The organism is Pseudoalteromonas carrageenovora IAM 12662, assembly GCF_900239935.1.
GTDB classification, from domain to species: Bacteria; Pseudomonadota; Gammaproteobacteria; order Enterobacterales; family Alteromonadaceae; genus Pseudoalteromonas; species Pseudoalteromonas carrageenovora.
In genome coordinates, this window is record NZ_LT965928.1 from 494,601 (window position 1) to 514,147 (window position 19,547).

The following is a 19,547-nucleotide window of genomic DNA, read 5'->3' on the forward strand; positions in this document are numbered from 1 at the left end:
ACTTAAAAGCCCAAAATACTATGAGCATTAGTAAACATAATTATGCTGTAAGCTTTTTATAACCCTTTTAGCCAATTTATATAAACACAATAAAAACTATTTAAAAGTGAGCGTGTATTCACCTTAAAGCGTGTTTACAAGTTGGGTTGTTTAAGAGTATAATCGCGCGCTCATTTAGTTTAATGTTGTGTTATTTGCAATGTGAGATAGGCCATAGGGATTGCCATGGAAAGTTGGTATTTAGTTTTATGTAAACCTCGTCAAGAAGAACGAGCGCAAACCAACTTGCATAACCAAGGGATTAAAGCATTTTACCCCAAGTTAACTACCGAAAAATTGATTAAAGGTCGTCGCACCCTTAAACAATCTGCGTTATTCCCAAATTATTTATTTGTATGCCTTGAATCACAAAATGGTAACTTTTCTGCTGTAAAAAATACGCGCGGGATTAATGGGTTTGTATCGTATGGTGCAAATTATCAAATAGTTCCTAATAAACTAATAGAACAACTGCAATGTGAGCGCTCACAAACTTTAGAATCGACACTACCAAAATCGGGCGATGTAGTTAACGTAAGTAGCGCTTCATTTAAAAACATTCAGGCTATATATAAAGAGCCGGATGGCGATGTACGCAGCATTTTATTAATTAACTTACTTAATAAACCAATACAAATGAGCGTAGACAATAAAGATATTGAGTTTTAATTATGCTGGCTAAGGGCTAAGGGCTAAGGGCTAAGGGCTAAGGGCTAAGGGCTAAGGGCTAAGGGCTAAGGGCTAAGAGCGCCTCCCTTGCTGGCGCGGTATTTACTAAAACAAAAATTATAAAAGTAATCAGTACGTAGGAACTGCAACCTAGGGGCGGAAGCGTGCCCGAAGGGCTAGATAAGCAAATAGTTTTGCTTTCAAGCTGGAGCGAGAGGAGCTCTGCGACGAACTGGAACGTGAAGCGTGCCCGGAGGGCTAGATAAGCAAATAGTTTTGCTTTCAAGCTGAAGCGAGAGGAGCTCTGCGACGAACTGGAACGTGAAGCGTGCCCGAAGGGCTTCGTAGGCGTCTTGCTTGCTTGCGCACTAAAAGCGTAGCTTTTACATATTACCTATTTTGCGTGAGCAAGCTTCACGCCTACAAGATGAGAGTTTGAAGCTTTTAGCTACAAGTTACTTGTATTTAACTCCCCGTAGGCGTCTTGCTTGCTGGCGCATTAAAAGCGCAGCTTTTACATATTATCTATTTTGCGTGAGCAAGCTTCACGCCTACAAGGTGACAGTTTGAAGCTTTTAGCTACAGGTTATCCGTAGTTAACTCCATGTAGGCGTCTTGCTTGCTGGCGCACTAAAAGCGCAGCTTTTACATATTACCTAACTTGCACAAACAGGCATTACCACATTTGCGCAAATATTAGGTATTTGTACTAATACCTACGCTACAAAAATAAAAATAAATTATAAAAAATACATGTTAAACATTAAGTAAATTTACAATACATAATGTTTCCAAAGCCTTATTCACGCTTGCGCGTAAACAGCGCTCATGCTTTAATTAGCCAGATAAAAAGTACTCACCAAGGTTGGTGGGCAAAAGCAATAGTTAAAATAATTTTGGGATTCTACAATGGCGTTACGCTGTAAATCATTCACAACGATACTCGCATTATTAACCTTATCAGGTTGTACAATTGTACCAGGTAGCCATTTTGAAGGCATAGACTCAGGCGAACAAACTTATAACCTTGAGCAAGATCTCGAAAAAGTTAACATACAAATTATCGACTCGCAGCTTTTAAACAAGCAAAAGCTAGCGCAAGCAGCTGCAAAGCCAATATCAAGCAGTGCAGGTTTAAACGTAAGCGATTACGAATATAAACTAGGTGTAGGCGATGTACTCACAATTGGCGTATGGGATCACCCAGAGCTAACAATACCAGCAGCAGTACAACGTACCGCAGAGTTTGACGGCTTTAGAGTACAAAAAGACGGCACAATTACCTACGCTTACGCACCAGATATTCCTGCGGCTGGCAGAACAATAGGCCAAGTACGCGATGACCTAGTAAAACGCCTAAGCCGAGTGATAGAAGACCCACAAGTAGACATAAAAGTAGTGGGCTTTAGAAGCCAAAAAGCCTACGTAACCGGTGAGGTTAACCAGCCAGGTGTATACCCAGTAACCGAAATACCACTTACCCTAATTGACGCGCTAAACCAAGCAGGAGGCTTAACAGATGCAGCCGATTGGCGCACTGTTACCTTTACCCGAGGTGATAAAACAGAAGTAATACAGCTAGATGACTTTTATGCCCATGGCGATATTTCGCAAAATCGTTTATTACAACACGGCGATATTGTGCATGTAAGCCGTAATGATGCGCAAAAAGTATTTGTTTTAGGTGATGTTAAAAGAGCGGGTTCAGTAACGCTTAATCGTTATGGATTAAACTTAGCCCAAGCACTAAGTGATACGGGCGGGCTAAACGAAGCAACCGCTGATGCAAACGGCGTATTTGTATTGCGTAAAAGTGACCTAGAAAAAACAGGCATTATTGCAAACGTATACCAATTACACGCTAAAAACATAGCAGCTATGGTACTTGCAGAGCAATTTGAGCTACAACCACACGACATTGTATATGTTACATCAGCACCGCTTGCACGTTGGAACCGCGTAATAAGCTTATTATTACCATCGGTAGCGTCGGTTGATAGCCTCGACGACATTTCGTCAAACTAAGGGTTTTAAATATGTTTGATTCAGTTTTAGTGGTGTGCGCTGGTAATATATGCCGTAGCCCAACCGGTGAGTATGTTTTAAAGCAAAAGCTTGAAGGCAAAAATATAAAAGTATCGTCAGCAGGGTTAACCGCACTTGAGGGTAAACCTGCCGATGCTACCGCTAAGCAAATAGCACTCGCACATGGCGTAAATATGGATGCCCACCAAGGCAGACAGTTATCGTCAAGCCTAGTGGCGCAAAATAGTGTTATTTTAGTAATGGAAGAGCGCCATTTAACCGACGTACATGCCCGCTACCCAGAGGCACGTGGTAAAACATTTTTACTAGGTAAGTGGATTAACAACGCTGAAATACCCGGCCCCTACCGCCAAAGCACCGAGGCGTTTGAACACGTATATACATTAATCGACAGCGCCTGTAGCGCTTGGCAAAAGTATTTATAAGGAATGGCTAATTTAATGAATACCCAGCCGAATAACAGCGCTAGTAACGCTAATAATAAAAGTAATAACAACGCACAGCCCACGCAAGAAATCGATTTAATGGCGCTATTAGGTGCATTGCTCGATCGCAAATATTTTATAGCCGGTATAACTGCACTGTTTATGTTGATAGGTGTGGTTTATGCTGTATTAAGTACGCCTGTATACCAAGCTACCGCCATGATACAAGTTGAAGACGGCAGTGCATCAGTCCCCGGGTTTGACGATATGGCAGGCATGTTCGAAAGTACATCGGCCGCAGTTACCGAAATAGAACTACTTAAATCGCGCAGTATAATAGGTGAGGCAGTAGACACACTAAAGCTTGATGTAATAGCAGATCCTAAATTGTTCCCATTTATTGGTAGCCGTGCTTATCGTAAATTTACCCTAATGAGTGAAGGCGACTTAGCCGAGCCAAGCTTTGGTGCCAATAGTTATGCATGGGGCGGCGAGAGCATAAATGTATTTAGGTTTGATGTACCACGCTCAGCTATTAATGAGGCGTTTACGCTAGTAGCAAAAGCAAATAATAGCCTGGCGTTAATTAATGCCGATGGCGAGCAAGTGTTAACAGGCAAAGTAGGCGAAGAGCTTACAAATGGTAAATTTAATTTAACAGTACGTACGTTAAATGCACGACCTGGTACTGAGTTTTTATTGACCCGCAAAGATCGCCTTAATACTATTTTAGATTTACAAGCAGACATTGGCGCAAGCGAAAAAGGTAAAGATTCAGGCATAATTAACTTAAGCTTACAAAGTACAAAACCTAGCTATGCCGAAAAGGTGCTTGATAAAGTAGCCGCTATTTATGTACGCCGTAATGTAGAGCGTAATAGCGCAGAGGCGCAAAAGTCATTAGAGTTTTTAGAAGTACAATTACCAGAGATTAAAAAACAACTTGAATACGCAGAGCAACGTTTTAACGATTACCAAATTAAACGCCAGTCAATAAACATTACGCTCGAGACGCAAGGCGTGTTAGAACAAGTAGTAAAGCTTGAAACAAAGCTGCAAGAGCTAAACTTAAAACGTTTAGAACTTGGCCGTAAATTTAAAAAAGACCACCCAACATACCAAGGTATGGTTGAGCAAATTCAAGCGGTAGAAAAACAAAAGCAAGATCTAGTAGGTGAGGTAGGTAACCTACCAGAAACTCAACAAGAGCTACTGCGTTTAAAGCGTGATGTTGAGGTAAGTAACCAAATTTACACATTGCTACTTAGTAAAACACAAGAGCTTGATATTGTGCGTGCAGGTACTGTAGGTAACGTACGTATTATTGATTACGCCGAGGTAAACACCAGCAAGCCTGTTAAACCTAAAAAAGCATTAATAGTAATAATGGTTACAATGCTTGGCGGTATGCTAGCAGTTGCAATTGTACTAATACAAAAAGCAATACATAAAGGCGTTGAAGACCCAGCCGAAATTGAGGCGCTAGGCATACCTGTGTATGCAAGCGTACCGCACTCAGACTACCAAGATAAGCTAACAGGCTTTGCCGAGCGCGCACGCAAAAATAAAGTTAATAAACCTAAAAGTATACTAGCACTCGATAACCCAGCCGATTTAGCGGTAGAGGCACTACGTAGCTTGCGTACAAGTTTACACTTTGCGATGATGGAAGCTAAAAACAATATTATTGCTATATCGGGCCCAAGCCCAAGTGTGGGTAAATCGTTTATATCGGTTAATTTAGCCTCTGTACTTGCCCAAAGCGGTAAAAAAGTACTTATTATTGATGCCGATATGCGTAAAGGCTACTTACAAACACAGTTTGGCTTAAAGTGGGACGATGGCTTAAGTGATTACCTATCAGGCCGTTTAAACCTAGAGCAAGTTGTTAAACCTACAAAGGTAGATGGCCTAAGCGTAATTACCCGTGGGCAAATACCACCAAACCCTTCAGAGCTATTAATGCATAGTAACTTTAGTAAGTTGGTTGAAGAAGTAAGCACCGCTTTCGACATAATAATTATAGATACCCCATCCATATTAGCAGTAACCGACCCAGCAATTGTAAGCGCACATACCGGCACTACACTACTTGTGGCACGTTTCGGGCAAAACCATCTACGCGAAATAGAGCTCACACGCAATCGTTTTGAACAAAATGGAATAGATGTAAAAGGGTTAGTATTCAACGGCGTAGTTAAAAAGGCTAGCAATGCTTATGGGTATTATGGTTATTACAACTATGAATACAAAAGCGATAAATAGGGGTCTATTGAGTACCTTTTAATAGAAGTATAAAAACAAGGTTTTACAATGAGATTATCTAATTCGACTGTCTCAATTTAGAAAGAAAGTGTCTCAGTGGCTTACTAAAGACTTGAGGTGCTTCTTGTTTTTACTGACCTCTATCTTTTCTGACTTAATCTAGTATGGATTTTTAGTTTATAAAAAGCTCTTGTGACTGTGTCACATTTACCGCTTTGAGAGAATTAAATAGACTGAAAACGTGGTAATAAAGCGAGAAACACATGATAGCTGCAATTTTTACATTGAATAATACATGCAAATGGGTGGTAAGGTAATGAGCCTCGAAGTGAAAATGGCAGGAAGTGAAAATCACACCCCTGTTAATAAACCTGATGAATTAGAGCCTATTTTTATTACTAATAGTTTTAAGTCTAAATCAGAGGCGCTTAAGCAAAATATAATTTATGTATTTTGCCCTCTTCAGGACGCTGAAGAAATAGGTAATATTCTTGCAGAATATTCATTTGATATCATTATGAATGACTACTCTATTAACGATTTTACTAATAAAGTAGTGTGTCACTATCAAAGCGAACACTTAACAAAAGAACAACGAAATTTTTTAGTAAAAGTAACAGAGGGTGGTGCTTGGGTGGAACCTTTAGTAAGCTACCTAGATGAAAGACTCAAGTATACAGAAGTACGCTTATTACATAGTAGTTACTTTCTACATCAAAAAGCCTTTTCAATTTTATCAAATAAACGAACACAAATTACAAAAAGAATTATTGATATAATAAGTGCGATTTGCCTTTTGATTATTACCTTGCCTTTTTCAGCACTTGCAGCTTTACTTATCAGGCTTGAAAGCCCCGGGGCAGTGTTGTTTAAACAAAAACGTACGGGTCAGTATAATAAAGAGTTCAAAGTTTATAAATTTAGATCTATGCGAAATGACGCAGAGAAAAATGATGCGCGTGTAACAAAAGTTGGCAGATTTATACGTAAGACGCGTATAGACGAAATTCCTCAACTTATAAATGTTATACAAGGGACAATGTCAATTGTAGGTCCAAGGCCTGAGCGCGAAGTTTTTATAAAGGATTTAGAGCAAGAAATTCCTTACTATCGTTTTCGTCATGCAGTAAAGCCCGGAGTAACAGGGCTAGCGCAAGTAAGTTATCCTTATGGTGCTTCGGTTGAGGATGCTGTTTGGAAGCACAAATACGATATACACTACATCAAACATCACTCATCTTTACTAGATATAAAAATATTGTTATTAACAGTTAAAACAGTTTTATTTGGGATGGGGAGATAAAGAAAAATAACTATAATCGATTCTGTAAAAACTTTAATAGCGGCAAATGTTTTTACTTAATTCAAAATTCATATGTTCACTAAATCATGTTAATTAATAGTACTAAGTAAGCTATACCTAGGTACTATTGTATTTAAAGGCAAAGTTATGTTAAATAAAAAAACGGTTCTGATCACTGGTGGTACAGGGTCATTTGGTAAAAAATTTATAGAAACTATTTTGGCGCGCTATCCAGATGTCAAAAAAAATAATCATCTATTCGCGTGATGAATTAAAGCAGTCTGTAATAAAACAAAAATACCCAGCATACGATTACCCGCAATTACGTTTTTTTATTGGTGACGTGCGTGATAAAGAGCGTTTAACGCAAGCGTGTGAAGGTGTTGATGTAATTATTCACGCAGCAGCTATTAAGCAGGTTGATACCGCTGAATACAATCCAACAGAATGTATTCGTACAAACATAGATGGTGCTGAAAACGTTATTCATGCTGCATTAGCGTGTGGTGTACAAGATGTTGTTGCCTTATCGACAGATAAAGCATGCGCACCAATTAACTTATACGGCGCGACTAAACTCGCTTCAGATAAATTATTTGCTGCTGCTAACAATATTCGCGGCTCTAAAGATATTAAATTTAGTGTTGTTCGTTATGGTAATGTAATGGGTTCTCGTGGCTCTGTTATCCCTTTCTTTTTAGAAAAACGAAAAGAAGGTATTTTACCAATAACGCACAATGAAATGACTCGTTTTAATATCTCGCTTCAAGATGGAGTTAACTTAGTGATGTTTGCATTAGGTAATCATTTAGGTGGTGAGATATTTATTCCTAAAATTCCATCATATAAAATTTTAGACATTGCAGAAGCGGTGGCTCCTGATTGTGAAACACGAGATGTGGGTATTCGCCCAGGTGAAAAGCTACACGAAGAAATGATTACAGATACAGACTCTTTAAATACAATTGATTTGGGGCCTTACTACGCGATTTTGCCTTCAGTATCATATACATATGCTGAAGGTGAGTACATTGCACATCACAAAGCCGAAAAAGTACCGTTTGGCTTTAAATATAACTCAGGCACAAATACCGAATGGGAAACAGTCGAAGGGTTGCGCGAGCTTATTATTGAGCATGTTGACCCATCATTTGAAGTGCAAGGCTAGTTAAATGATACCGTATGGAAAGCAAGATATAACTCAAGCAGACATTGATTCTGTTGTAAGCGTTTTAAAGTCAAGCTTTTTGACGCAGGGGCCACAAGTACCAGCTTTTGAAAATGCACTTATAAAAGCAACAGGTGCGGATCACGCACTTGCCGTTAATAGTGCAACCTCAGCTTTGCATATTGCTTGCTTGGCGCTTGAGTTGGGACAAGGTGATATTTTATGGACGACTCCTATCACGTTTGTGGCTTCAGCTAATTGTGGTTTATATTGCGGAGCCTCGGTAGACTTTGTTGATATAGACCCCGCTACTTACAACCTTTGCCCAAAAGCATTGGAGCAAAAATTAGTTCACGCTAAAAAAGAAGGTGTATTACCTAAAGTTGTAGTTGCTGTACATTTATGCGGTCAGCCATGTGATATGAAAGCCATCCATGCGTTATCTATACAGTATGGTTTTAAAATAATTGAAGATGCGTCACATGCAATTGGTGGGCGCTATTTAAAGCAACCAATTGGCTCATGTGTATACAGTGACATCACCGTGTTCAGTTTCCATCCGGTAAAAATTGTTACCACGGCTGAAGGTGGAGCTGCTTTAACAAATAGTAAGGCGCTTGCCGATAAAATGGCGCTTTATCGTAGTCATGGTATAACGCGTGACGAAGCATTAATGGAAAATGCTTCACATGGTGGTTGGTATTACGAGCAAATTGATTTGGGCTTTAACTACCGTATGACAGAGCTTCAAGCTGCACTCGGTGTTACACAAATGAGTCGCTTAAGTGAGTTTGTATCTGCACGACATCAGTTAGCAATACGCTATAATGAAAAGTTAGCTGAGCTTCCTATAACTCTACCTTATCAATTAGCTAATACATATTCAGGCCTACATTTATACGTTATTCGTTTAAACCTAAATGAAATTACTAAAACACATAAAGCAGTGTTTGACGAGCTAAGAGAAAACGGTATTGGTGTTAACCTGCATTATATTCCTGTACACCTACAGCCTTATTACCAAAGAATGGGTTTTAAACATGGTGACTTTCCAAATGCAGAAAGTTATTACAGCAATGCTATTTCATTACCGATGTTTCATAGTATGACCCATGAACAGCAGGACGAAGTTATCAGTAAACTAACTCTAATATTAGACGCCTAATCATGAATATAGCAATTATCCCGGCACGCGGTGGCAGCAAACGTATACCTCGAAAAAATATTAAAGAGTTTCATGGTAAGCCAATGATTGCTTATTCAATACAAGCTGCAGTAAATAGTCAGTGTTTTGATAAAATAATCGTCTCTACAGATGATGCTAAAATAGCCGAGGTTGCTATAAAGCATGGGGCTGAAGTGCCCTTTATGCGACCAGCAGATATTTCAGACGACTATGCAACGACGCTCGATGTAATTAAGCATGCTATTGAATTTACGGAATCACAAGGCTGGGCCGTTAAAAACGTGTGTTGCATTTATGCAACAGCACCATTTTTAATTCCTGAATTCATTCAAAAAGGGTTGGGTGAACTAACATCTGCGGAGATAGATTACGCCTTTGGTGCAACAAGTTTTCCTTTTCCAATTCAAAGAGCTTTAAAGCTTAATGATGAGCAACGTGTTGAAATGTTCCAGCCAGAACATTTAAATACACGCTCGCAAGATCTCGAAGAGGCATATCATGACGCTGGGCAATTCTACTGGGGTACCAAAAGTGCCTTTTTACAACGCAAGCCCTTTTTTTCACATCAATCGAAAGCTGTTTTGCTACCACGCAAACGCGTTCAGGATATTGATACAAATGAAGATTGGGAGCTAGCAGAGGCACTCTATAAGGCGCTTCAATGAGAGTTGTATTCAGGGTTGACGCATCCCAACATATTGGTAGTGGGCATGTAATGCGTTGCTTAGTTTTAGCTGAGGCTCTTAGGGATGATGGATATAGCGTTTTATTTGCTACGCGGGCTCAAGTCGCAGACTTAAATGATTTTATCTTAAGCAAGGGTTTTTCGGTAATAAACTTAATGCAACCTAGCTATTGGCAAACACCTACAAGCTCGGCTGATTATGCTGCATGGCTTCAAGTCAGTGAAATAGAAGACTCTCAGGACTTCATAAATAAAGTGGCAAATGCGGATCTAATAATTGTTGACCATTATGGGGTTAATATAAAATGGCATAATCAAGTTAAGCAGCATTTATCCTGTACTTTAATGGTTATAGATGACCTAGTAAGGGAGCATGATGCAGATATTTTGCTTGACCAAACATTGAATCGAGATGCGTTAGAGTATACAAAGTTTCGTGATTGCTTAGCACTTACCGGTACCGATTATGCCTTATTAAAACCAGGCTTTAGGTGCTCACGGGAGACTTTGCTTCATAATGCACCGTCTGAAAAATATACTATTTTAATAAGCATGGGGGGGATTGACCTACCGAATGCTTCACTAAGTGTATTAGTTGCACTGCAACATTTGGTGAAAAAAATTCCAACTACGGTTCTGCTTAGTATGCGCTCACCAAATTATGAGGAAGTAAAAGCCTTTGTTAACGCAAATAGCGATTGGGTAAATCACGTCGACTTTGTGGATAATATGCCAGAGTTTATGGCTAAGTATAGTGTTATGGTAGGGGCTCCAGGGTCAACCTCATGGGAACGAGCGTGTTTAGGTATACCATCAATAATAGTACCTATCGCCGATAACCAGCAAACTATTGCACTGCAATTAGAATCTGCTAATGCGGTAAAAGTTGTTGAGCTTGAAAATATAAAAAGTGACCTTGTCGTCTCGTTAGAAGAAATACTATCGCAATGGCAAAGCTATCGAGCACACAACTTTGCATTGTGTGATGGCTTGGGCTGCGATAGAGCATTAAAGCAATTAAAAAGGTTTATGGAACAATGCTAAAAGTGACTCTACTTTGCTCAGATACAAAACATCCAGTTTTTAAAGCGTTGAAGCTGTGGGAAGAGGTTAATCAGCAGCATTACGATATAGAAATACTGACATCAGTAAATGATATTAAAAGAAACGGTACGCTGCTTTTTTTAATTTCATGCAGCGAAATAGTCAAAAAGCACCATCGCGATTTTTTTGAGCATACTCTGGTGCTTCATGCGAGCGATCTACCGAAGGACAGAGGGTGGAGCCCACATATTTGGGCTATTGTGAATGGCGCTAACGAGTTAACCTTGTCGCTACTTGAGGCTGAAGACAAAGTGGATACGGGAGCTATATGGAAAAAGCTAAGAATTCCCTTGGATGGTAATGAGCTTTATAACGAAATTAATCAAAAGTTATTTGCTGCAGAACTAAAATTAATTAGTTGGGCATGTGAAAACGTGAATACTGTTGTTCCGCAGCCTCAAAACCAAGAGACTACTAATTACCTACAAAAAAGAACACCCGCGGATAGCGAAATAGATATAAATAAACCGTTAGAAGAACAATTTAACCAGCTTAGAGTATGTGATCCTGAGCGATTTCCAGCTTATTTCTATAGAAATGGCTGTAAGTATAAAATTAAAGTAGAGAAGTACTAAAATGAATAAATTTATTACAATTGAAGATAGAAAAATTGGACCAGACTTTCCTCCCTATATTATTGCTGAGTTATCAGCTAACCATAACGGTGATATAAATCGTGCATTTGAAATATTAGAAATGGCAAAGCGATGTGGTGCAGATGCAATTAAATTACAAACCTATACACAAGATACGCTAACAATAGACTCCGATAAATCTGATTTTAAAATTAATGGTGGGCTATGGGATGGCAGAACTCTGTATGATTTATATACAGAGGCGCATATGCCGTGGGAATGGCACAAGTCACTGTTTATAAAGGCAAAAGAGCTGGATATCACTATTTTTAGCTCCCCTTTTGATTCAACTGCTGTTGATTTATTAGAAGAACTTGGCGCTCCTGCTTATAAAATAGCATCATTTGAAGCTATTGACTTACCATTAATAGAATACGTTGCTAAAACAGGTAAACCAATGATTATATCGACGGGCATGGCTAACGAAGAAGAAATTCGTGAAGCAGTTGAAACAGCAAGAAATGCTGGATGTAAAGAGCTTATTGTTTTGCATTGTGTAAGTGGCTACCCAGCCCCGTCAGAAGATTATAATCTGGCAACAATACCGGATATGGCTGAACGTTTTGATGTATTAACAGGGTTATCAGACCATACAATAGATAATACAACAGCGGTTACTTCAGTTGCATTAGGTGCTTGTTTAATAGAAAAACACGTTACGCTTAATAGAGGTGATGGCGGACCAGATGATAGTTTTTCACTAGAAGAGCCTGAATTAAAACAATTATGTCTTGATAGTAAAGTTGCATGGGCTGCAACGGGTAAAGTCAATTATGAGCGTAAAGAAAGTGAAAAAGGAAATATGATATTTAGACGCTCATTGTATGTAGTAAAAGATATTGCTAACGGTGAGATGATTACACATGAAAATGTAAAAAGTATTCGACCCGGTTATGGCTTAGCCCCTAAGTATTTAGGTGAAGTTATAGGGAAAAGAGTAAAAATTGATCTAAGCCGAGGTACTCCATTATCGCGTGATTATATTTAATTAAATGCGGTTTCTGAAGCATCAAAGCTCCTAATTTGAAAATTAAACTTAGAGTGTTTGTTTTTTATTAAAGTTTCATCAGGTAATTTCATAAGACATATTAGATATCTAATTAAGCCAGTGTTACTTCTTATTGGATAAAAGTGATGTGTCTTATAAGCTACTGTGATTGTATCCCGCGAGCTCAAACTTTGTTATGTTCAGCATGGTGATATCGTTAACTTATACAAAAATAAAAATCGTTGACCTTCAGATATAGTGAGCTGGAATAAGAACATATTTGTCTGCTTTATCGTAATTACGGCACGATCATAAATATTCTTACGGAGGTAAAAGATTAAGTTCTATAAGTTAAAAATGTTAGCTTCTTCTCTTACCGAACGTGATTTTTGTACCGAGAGCGTTCAGTTTATTGCCTAATCACTGCAGCAAAAGGTGACATTATGACTGTTTAAATCGTGAAATTTAGAGATAATCCTATTTTTTACTTAATAAATTAACTTTAAAAATAGATTTTGGATATTTACTGTTTTAAAAAATATTCATTATTAATTACAAAGCAGCTAAACATGAAGTGATTATGCTAAATACTCAGATAAAATCAATGGGTAATATAAAAAATAACCTCAGATCTGACTAGTTCGTAAAGTCACAATTTTAAATCGTTTTTTAGGTACTTAAGGCGGTGTTTTCGAGTAGAAAAAGTGATCATCACGTAATAACAGCACTGGATAATTATGGTGGAAGTAATACTGAGTCACCATATGATAGTCAGCCAATCAAAAATTGTTATATCATTACCTGTATATAAACTAATTCATTGCCGAAATCTTTAGTTAAGCCAGTCATGAGATGTTGTTGGTAGATATAGTATGTTATTTGTAGCTTTTGTTGATTGGGTTTAAACATTTTGTTCATTCTTTCTAGGCTGAAATTACATAGAGCATAGTTTAGCCTTGCAAGTCAGCCAAGCTATTGCCTGTTGCGGGTAAAGAACAATTATATATGCTTATATGGTAATGAAAGATAAAGCTGATCATTAAAAATCATATGTAAGGCTCTAATGCCTAAACAAATAAGAGAATTATTAGTTGTGTGGAAAAAAATTAAAAAAGCAATGATTAGCTTTAGCCTAGTGAAAGTCCTACAACTTTTGCTTCCATTAGTACTCATACCTATAATAACTAGCAAATTTGGTTTAGAAGGATATGGTGAGATAGTTTTTGCTCAGGCCATAATGACATATGCATTAGTATTTGTGAATTTTGGTGCGGATGCTATAGCAGTAAAAAGGTTAGCTGATGGTGATGAACCATCAAAAGTAATTATCACAATGTACACATTTAAAGTCTGTATACTATGTATGATATTGTTACTCTTTTTATGTATAACTCCATTTGTTGATGAGCAACTCAATTTACTTCTTGTTTTTCTGAGCTCATGGGTATGTTTTTACGACATTCTACATCCAACTTGGTATTTTCAACATAAAAACAAATATTATGCTCTAGTGATTTCAAACGTCTTAGGGAAAATATTCCAGTTATGTAGCGTTTGGTTTTTTATAGAGGTGTTTGAGCACTTATACATAGTTCCTTTATGCGCATTAGTGTCTACACTAATCACTGGTATTTATTTATCTAGATTTGTAATAGCCGATATTAACTTAAAAAAAATACCAAATCTTACTTATTTAATTGAATTTATCAAAGAGTCCTCATATGTTTTCCTATCTAAATTAAGTCAACTCTACTTAGTGCTACATAAAGTTATCGTCGGTAGTATATGTTCCTCAGAATTTTTAGCTATATATGACTTGGTTGAGAAATGTTTAAATGTATTAAGGATTCCAGTTACAATATATTTACAGTCAGCTTATGCAACATTTGCTCGAGAAAAAGATAATCTCATTGTTGAAAAAAGTTTGATAATAATGCTGTTGTTTAATTTTTTACTACTCCTATTATTAGTTGTTTTTTTAAACCTTATGGGTCCTATTTTCTTCAAGAATTTGGATTACAATTGGACTTACTTAACTATAGCTATGTGTTGTTCTATTTTACCAATTACAGTAAATAGTTTACTCGGTGTTGGTTTTTTCATTCCGCTAGGGTTGGGTAAGTTTTTTATGATTAGCCAGTTTATAGCTGCGGGTGTTTATATTTTTTATATGGGTTTTTTGTTTTTTTTCAAGGAGTTAACAGGGGGGAGTCTGATCTGGGGGGGGGGCTGTCGGTGAATTTTCTGCAGCTATTATTCTTTCATTTATATATATATATCGAAAGAAATTAGAAATAAGAAGCTTTAAGGTAAACTAAATTAGGGTATAAGTATAATGGTTGTTTTCTCGATTAATGGAAATTGGATTAATAATACAGTAGGGCCAAGTAATATAATTAGAAATGCCTATGATAGGACCAGTAAGTACCTTGAGCATAATGTTGATTTGAAAATTATTACTCTAGATTCATATTACAATGATACTCATGTGAGAGGAAGTGAGGCGCCTTCAATTGCTGTAGGTTCAAAGTTTTCCGATTTTAAGAGGAAAGTAAAAAGTTTTGTATCATATAAATCAAAATCAAGTTTACTCTTTTCTTTAATTACTGTGTTAAAAAAAATGATTTTTCCAGCATTTAAATTAGCGTATAAAATGAAGCGGGATAAGACATTACTGAAAACTCATAATATAGCAGTTGTCCATGATTGTTTTACAGCATATTTCTTAATGAAGCTTCATAGTAAAGAAAATTCAAAATCAAAATTTATTTTTATCTATCATAATGATGGCAATTTATGGTCCATGCTACTTGAGTCATACCCTAAATTATCCATATTTAAAAGATATTTGGATTTAATAGAAAACTCTATTATTGCAAGGTGTGACGCTATCATTTTGCTTTCCAATTCTGCAAAAAGTAGGCTTGAATTTATTAAAGGAGATGCTGTTAATAATAAGTTGAAAGTTATTTATAACGGAATACCAGACTTTACTGATAAAGAATCTACTACAAACTATGATAATGATAGTGTTAATATTGTATGTGTTGGTACTCTTTGTCACAGAAAAGGGCAGGATAGGTGTTTGAATTTATTGTCTCTATTGCCTTTTAAGATGAGGGGGAAGATTAAATTACATTTTGTCGGGGATGGCAGCTTTCGGGAGGATTTGAAGACTCAATCATTGAACCTAAGCTTAAATGAACAAGTTTTTTTTCACGGTGCAAAAGACGATGTTTATCCTTATGTCGCAGAAGCTGATGCCTATATTCTACTTAGTCGAAATGAAGGACTTCCTTTATCTATCATTGAAGCTATGAGTCTAGGGCTACCGATTTTAGCCACTAAGGTTGGTGGAGTTGGTGAATTAGTTATTGATGGCTTCAATGGTTTTATATACGACGATGAAAATAGATCTGACTGTTTGCAAAGATTTTTATCTTTAAGTGAAGATGATCTTAATAAAATGAAATTAAACTCTAGGGCTTACTTCGAGGCTAATTTTACAGTGGATAAAATGATCGATAATGAATGTAGACTATTTAAGGAAGTTTTTAGCTATGATGGCAGAAGTTAAAAAAACTATAAAACGTTCAAAGCTTTTATCTTTTTTATTATTTAAAATTCAGGTGATGTTGAGGGGTTTTAAAAATATAGATACATCAGAAGTTGATTTATTTGATTATAAAAAGTTAGCAATGAATAATCGCTTTTGTCCTTTAGACCGAATTATTGATAATAATTATTTTGGTATAAATTTTTGTTTAAGACGATTCTCAAAAAATAATCGTGAAATTTTATTATATATTGAACACGGCCTTTTTCTCGGTAGTTTAGTTAAAGAAGACTCAATTCATATAGGTAACGCTATAATTACTTTTAGCGATTATAGAGAAAAACAAATATCAGCAAAAACCAATAAAGATGTCCACAAAATTGGCCCCTATATAGCCTATGCTGAAGAACTATATGATAAATCAAGTTTCCAAGTTCAGAAAAAAAAATTAGGAAAAACTTTATTAGTTTTTCCTAGCCACTCAACAAAAGCAGTTAGTATAAGTATTGATACTGTTCAATTTACTGAAGTTATTGAAGATACGAAAAAGAAAGGTGGCTTTCAATCTGTAGTCGTTTGTCTATTTTATATTGATATCCAGAATGGTTACGATAAGCCATATATTGAGAGCGGTTATAAAGTTTTCTGTGCTGGCCATCGTATGGATAAACTTTTTTTAGATAGATTAAAGACGGTTATATCACTTAGTGATTTTGTTTTGAGTAATGATGTTGGAACGCATGTTGGTTATGTCCATTACATGAAAAAACCTCAGGCTATTTATCCACAAAATATAGAAATATGTGCAAAGGATCAAACTGCTTACACTAGAGAAGTCAGTCAAAGAGATGATGTTGCTTGGTCTACATTTGAAGAAATAAAAGCGAGTATAATTTCTGATTATATATTCAATACTGACAGCTTTAATTACGAAGAGATAAAAGAATCTAAATTAACAGAATATATTTGGGGGTTCGAACACGTAAAAAATAAAAGGGAAATTAAGGCTGTAATAGATGATAATATATAATGTAAGCTTAATATTATTTCTCACTATATCTTTTTTGGGTGTTAGTCAATCTAATGTAGCAAAGTATGTTGTGATCTTATACTTACTAATTGTTTTTTTTATTATTTTTGGTTTTAGGTGGTATGTTGGAAATGATTATGAAGGCTATTTAGGTTTACATAATAGTATACAGAATGGTATTCAATTACGGAATGAACCCTTATTTCAACTGTTCTTTTCTTTTTTTTCTGGTCCTAATGGTTCAGTGTATGCAATTGCATTCTTGACCACACTTTCATTCTCCATATATATAATTGCATGTCATAAATATTCATCGGTAGTATGGATTGTATACTTTTACTTTGTATGCACTATGGTGCTTTTCTTTAATGACCAAATACGTCAGGCTACAGCATTATCAATTTTTATCTTTGCTTATAGGTATATTGAAAGTCGAAGTCTTCTTAAATTTTGCCTTTGCATGATTGTTGCTTTCATGTTTCATTATTACTCTTTAGTTTTATTTTTATCATATTTTTTTAAAGGTAGTATAATTAAAAAGAATTTTTATATTTATATACTTTTTGTATTAATTTTACTATATTTTTTAGGTTTTTTTAGAACTATACAAGATAGTCTGTTCTCTATTTTGCCGGTTTTCGTGTCTTCAATTTATGCAGGTAAAGATTATCTATTTGAGGTTCATAGGTCTTCTGGTTTAACAATTGTTGTTTGGGCTGTTCCATTTATGTTGTTGTGTGTACAAGAGCGTAACTCTCGAGATTTAGACCACCTAATTTTGTTATGTTTCATTGGCTTGTGTTCGAAAATAGTTTTTTTTGATTTTCATTTACTAAGTAGATTATCAAATTATTATCTTTACTTATCACCATTATTATATGCAATTGCTTTATCCAGAAATTCTACAGGATATAAATATAAGGTTTTTTATGTTTTTTGGTTCTTTATCTATTTTCAATATCTTATTTACATAGAGGGAGGGTATCATGGAGGATTTCCCTATAAGAATTACCTTCTCCTTTAATAATGTTAAAAAAAGTATATAACTACAATTTTATTTATTCTTACAAACTAGGTGGGTAAATGTCTTCAAATTACAATTTTCTAGAAAAAAAAATAGCGAGGATGTTATCTACATCTCCTTTTATTAAACAAAAAATAAAGAAGTTCTATTCTAATATTCAGTTTTATATTAATAAGAAAAAATATAATGTTAAAACAGTTGACCCTGTTTCTATAATAAATAGTGAGGGAGCAGAAACTTTTTTTGGCTACTACGATAAAACACCTGATAATGGTCTTGGTTTAGTTCTTGTTTATAGTACAAAGGAATCAACAAAACTTAAACCTAAGGAAGTGGAGGAAATATTTTTGGATGTATATTCGCTTGAGAATAAAGAGTATATATTGCCAGAAAAAATAAATGTTAAAGCTTTTAATTGGCAACAAGGAAGCCGAGCGCATTGGCTTGACTCTGATCACTTTATATTTAATGACTATTGTAGTTCAGCTGATGACTATCACTCATATATATATTCTCTTTCCGCTGGGCGGATTGTCAAAGAACTTAGTCATCCTGTCCAAGATTCATTTAAAAGTGACTATATTTTGTCCATTTCTTATAAGACTCTAGCAGTATTAAGACCTGATTACGGATATTTTCGCCATTCTTCAAGTAAAGAAACAAACTTGGAGGATAACGATGGGATTTGGAAGTTAGATTTGGAGAGTAACAAATCTGAATTACTCTTAACCATTAAAGATATTTGCAGTATGGATTTTTTAGGTGACTATCAAGATTATAAGCATAAGATTAACCATGTTATGATCTCACCTGACGGCTCCCAGTTTATCTTTATGCATAGATACTTTAATGCTAATGGAAAAAGAGTTGACCGTTTATTCTTATCTGATTCTAGAGGTAAATCAATTAGACTTATTTCAAATTTTGGAATGGTAAGTCATTGTTATTGGTATGACTCTGATAACATACTCGCATACTTGAGATCTAAGGAAGGAAAGGATGCCTATTGGAAAATTGATATTAATACTCTTACTTTTGTAGAGTTGAATGATGGAGTTTTTAGTCCCTTTGGTGATGGCCATCCTTCTGTTTCTAATAAAATGATAATAACAGACACTTACCCAAATAAATCCAGAATGCAGTTGCTATTACTTACTTTTAAAGGAGTAAATTCGTATACTAAATTAGGCGAGTTTTATCACAGCTCTGATTTTTCAGGCGAAACAAGGTGTGATTTACACCCTCGCTTTTCATCATGTGGAAATTTAATATTTTTTGATACTGTTTACTCTGGCTCTAGAAGACTTTGTTATCTTGATATTTCTAGAGAGCTTACTAAATATGAGTCCTAAGCTATCGGTTCTAACTAACCGAAATTATAGGTTTATCAATATTACGACCTGTATTTTTTATTTTTCGAAAGA

Annotated in this window: 15 protein-coding genes and 1 pseudogene; all 16 read left to right on the forward strand. The window is 35.9% G+C overall.

What is annotated here, in order from left to right; all coding sequences use genetic code 11:
• Positions 1–225: 225 nt before the first annotated feature.
• Complete coding sequence (gene rfaH, locus ALFOR1_RS02280; protein WP_058547534.1) at positions 226–708, forward strand: transcription/translation regulatory transformer protein RfaH; 483 nt, start codon at positions 226–228, stop codon at positions 706–708.
• A 909-nt stretch (positions 709–1,617) separates the two neighbouring features.
• On the forward strand, positions 1,618–2,733 hold the full coding sequence (locus tag ALFOR1_RS02285) for a polysaccharide export protein (protein ID WP_104641926.1): 1,116 nt from the start codon (positions 1,618–1,620) through the stop codon (positions 2,731–2,733).
• An 11-nt stretch (positions 2,734–2,744) separates the two neighbouring features.
• Positions 2,745–3,179, forward strand: coding sequence for a low molecular weight protein-tyrosine-phosphatase (locus ALFOR1_RS02290; protein WP_104641927.1), 435 nt, complete (start codon positions 2,745–2,747; stop codon positions 3,177–3,179).
• Positions 3,180–3,194: 15 nt separating this feature from the next.
• A complete protein-coding gene (locus ALFOR1_RS02295; protein ID WP_104643603.1) occupies positions 3,195–5,444 on the forward strand; it encodes a polysaccharide biosynthesis tyrosine autokinase in 2,250 nt (749 codons plus the stop codon).
• A 316-nt stretch (positions 5,445–5,760) separates the two neighbouring features.
• On the forward strand, positions 5,761–6,747 hold the full coding sequence (locus tag ALFOR1_RS02300; RefSeq protein ID WP_104643604.1) for a sugar transferase: 987 nt from the start codon (positions 5,761–5,763) through the stop codon (positions 6,745–6,747).
• Positions 6,748–6,894: 147 nt separating this feature from the next.
• Positions 6,895–7,915, forward strand: a pseudogene (gene pseB, locus ALFOR1_RS02305) (UDP-N-acetylglucosamine 4,6-dehydratase (inverting)).
• 4 nt (positions 7,916–7,919) lie between these two features.
• Entirely contained in the window at positions 7,920–9,080 is a 1,161-nt protein-coding gene (pseC, locus tag ALFOR1_RS02310) for a UDP-4-amino-4,6-dideoxy-N-acetyl-beta-L-altrosamine transaminase (protein ID WP_104641928.1), read from the forward strand.
• Between the two features lie 2 nt (positions 9,081–9,082).
• The gene (pseF, locus tag ALFOR1_RS02315; protein ID WP_104641929.1) at positions 9,083–9,766 is read left to right on the forward strand and encodes a pseudaminic acid cytidylyltransferase; all 684 of its coding nucleotides are present in this window, start codon (positions 9,083–9,085) and stop codon (positions 9,764–9,766) included.
• Complete coding sequence (pseG, locus tag ALFOR1_RS02320; protein ID WP_104641930.1) at positions 9,763–10,830, forward strand: UDP-2,4-diacetamido-2,4,6-trideoxy-beta-L-altropyranose hydrolase; 1,068 nt, start codon at positions 9,763–9,765, stop codon at positions 10,828–10,830. Before pseF ends, pseG begins: the two co-directional genes overlap by 4 nt.
• On the forward strand, positions 10,824–11,465 hold the full coding sequence (locus tag ALFOR1_RS02325; protein WP_104641931.1) for a formyltransferase family protein: 642 nt from the start codon (positions 10,824–10,826) through the stop codon (positions 11,463–11,465). The genes pseG and ALFOR1_RS02325 overlap by 7 nt, the downstream gene beginning before the upstream one ends.
• A 1-nt stretch (position 11,466) precedes the next feature.
• A complete protein-coding gene (gene pseI / locus ALFOR1_RS02330) occupies positions 11,467–12,513 on the forward strand; it encodes a pseudaminic acid synthase (protein ID WP_104641932.1) in 1,047 nt (348 codons plus the stop codon).
• A 1,063-nt stretch (positions 12,514–13,576) separates the two neighbouring features.
• On the forward strand, positions 13,577–14,752 hold the full coding sequence (locus ALFOR1_RS02335) for an oligosaccharide flippase family protein (protein WP_104641933.1): 1,176 nt from the start codon (positions 13,577–13,579) through the stop codon (positions 14,750–14,752).
• A gap of 96 nt (positions 14,753–14,848) precedes the next feature.
• Positions 14,849–16,090 carry a glycosyltransferase family 4 protein gene (locus tag ALFOR1_RS02340; RefSeq protein ID WP_104641934.1) on the forward strand — a complete coding sequence of 414 codons (1,242 nt, stop codon included), beginning with the start codon at positions 14,849–14,851 and terminating at the stop codon, positions 16,088–16,090.
• Entirely contained in the window at positions 16,074–17,099 is a 1,026-nt protein-coding gene (locus ALFOR1_RS02345; RefSeq protein ID WP_104641935.1) for a hypothetical protein, read from the forward strand. The genes ALFOR1_RS02340 and ALFOR1_RS02345 overlap by 17 nt, the downstream gene beginning before the upstream one ends.
• Positions 17,086–18,123, forward strand: a complete 1,038-nt coding sequence (locus ALFOR1_RS20665; protein ID WP_104641936.1) for an EpsG family protein — start codon at positions 17,086–17,088, stop codon at positions 18,121–18,123. The genes ALFOR1_RS02345 and ALFOR1_RS20665 overlap by 14 nt, the downstream gene beginning before the upstream one ends.
• Positions 18,124–18,182: 59 nt before the next feature.
• Positions 18,183–19,475 (forward strand): TolB-like translocation protein, encoded by a 1,293-nt coding sequence (locus tag ALFOR1_RS02355; RefSeq protein ID WP_104641937.1) that lies wholly within the window; start codon positions 18,183–18,185, stop codon positions 19,473–19,475.
• Positions 19,476–19,547 lie beyond the last annotated feature (72 nt).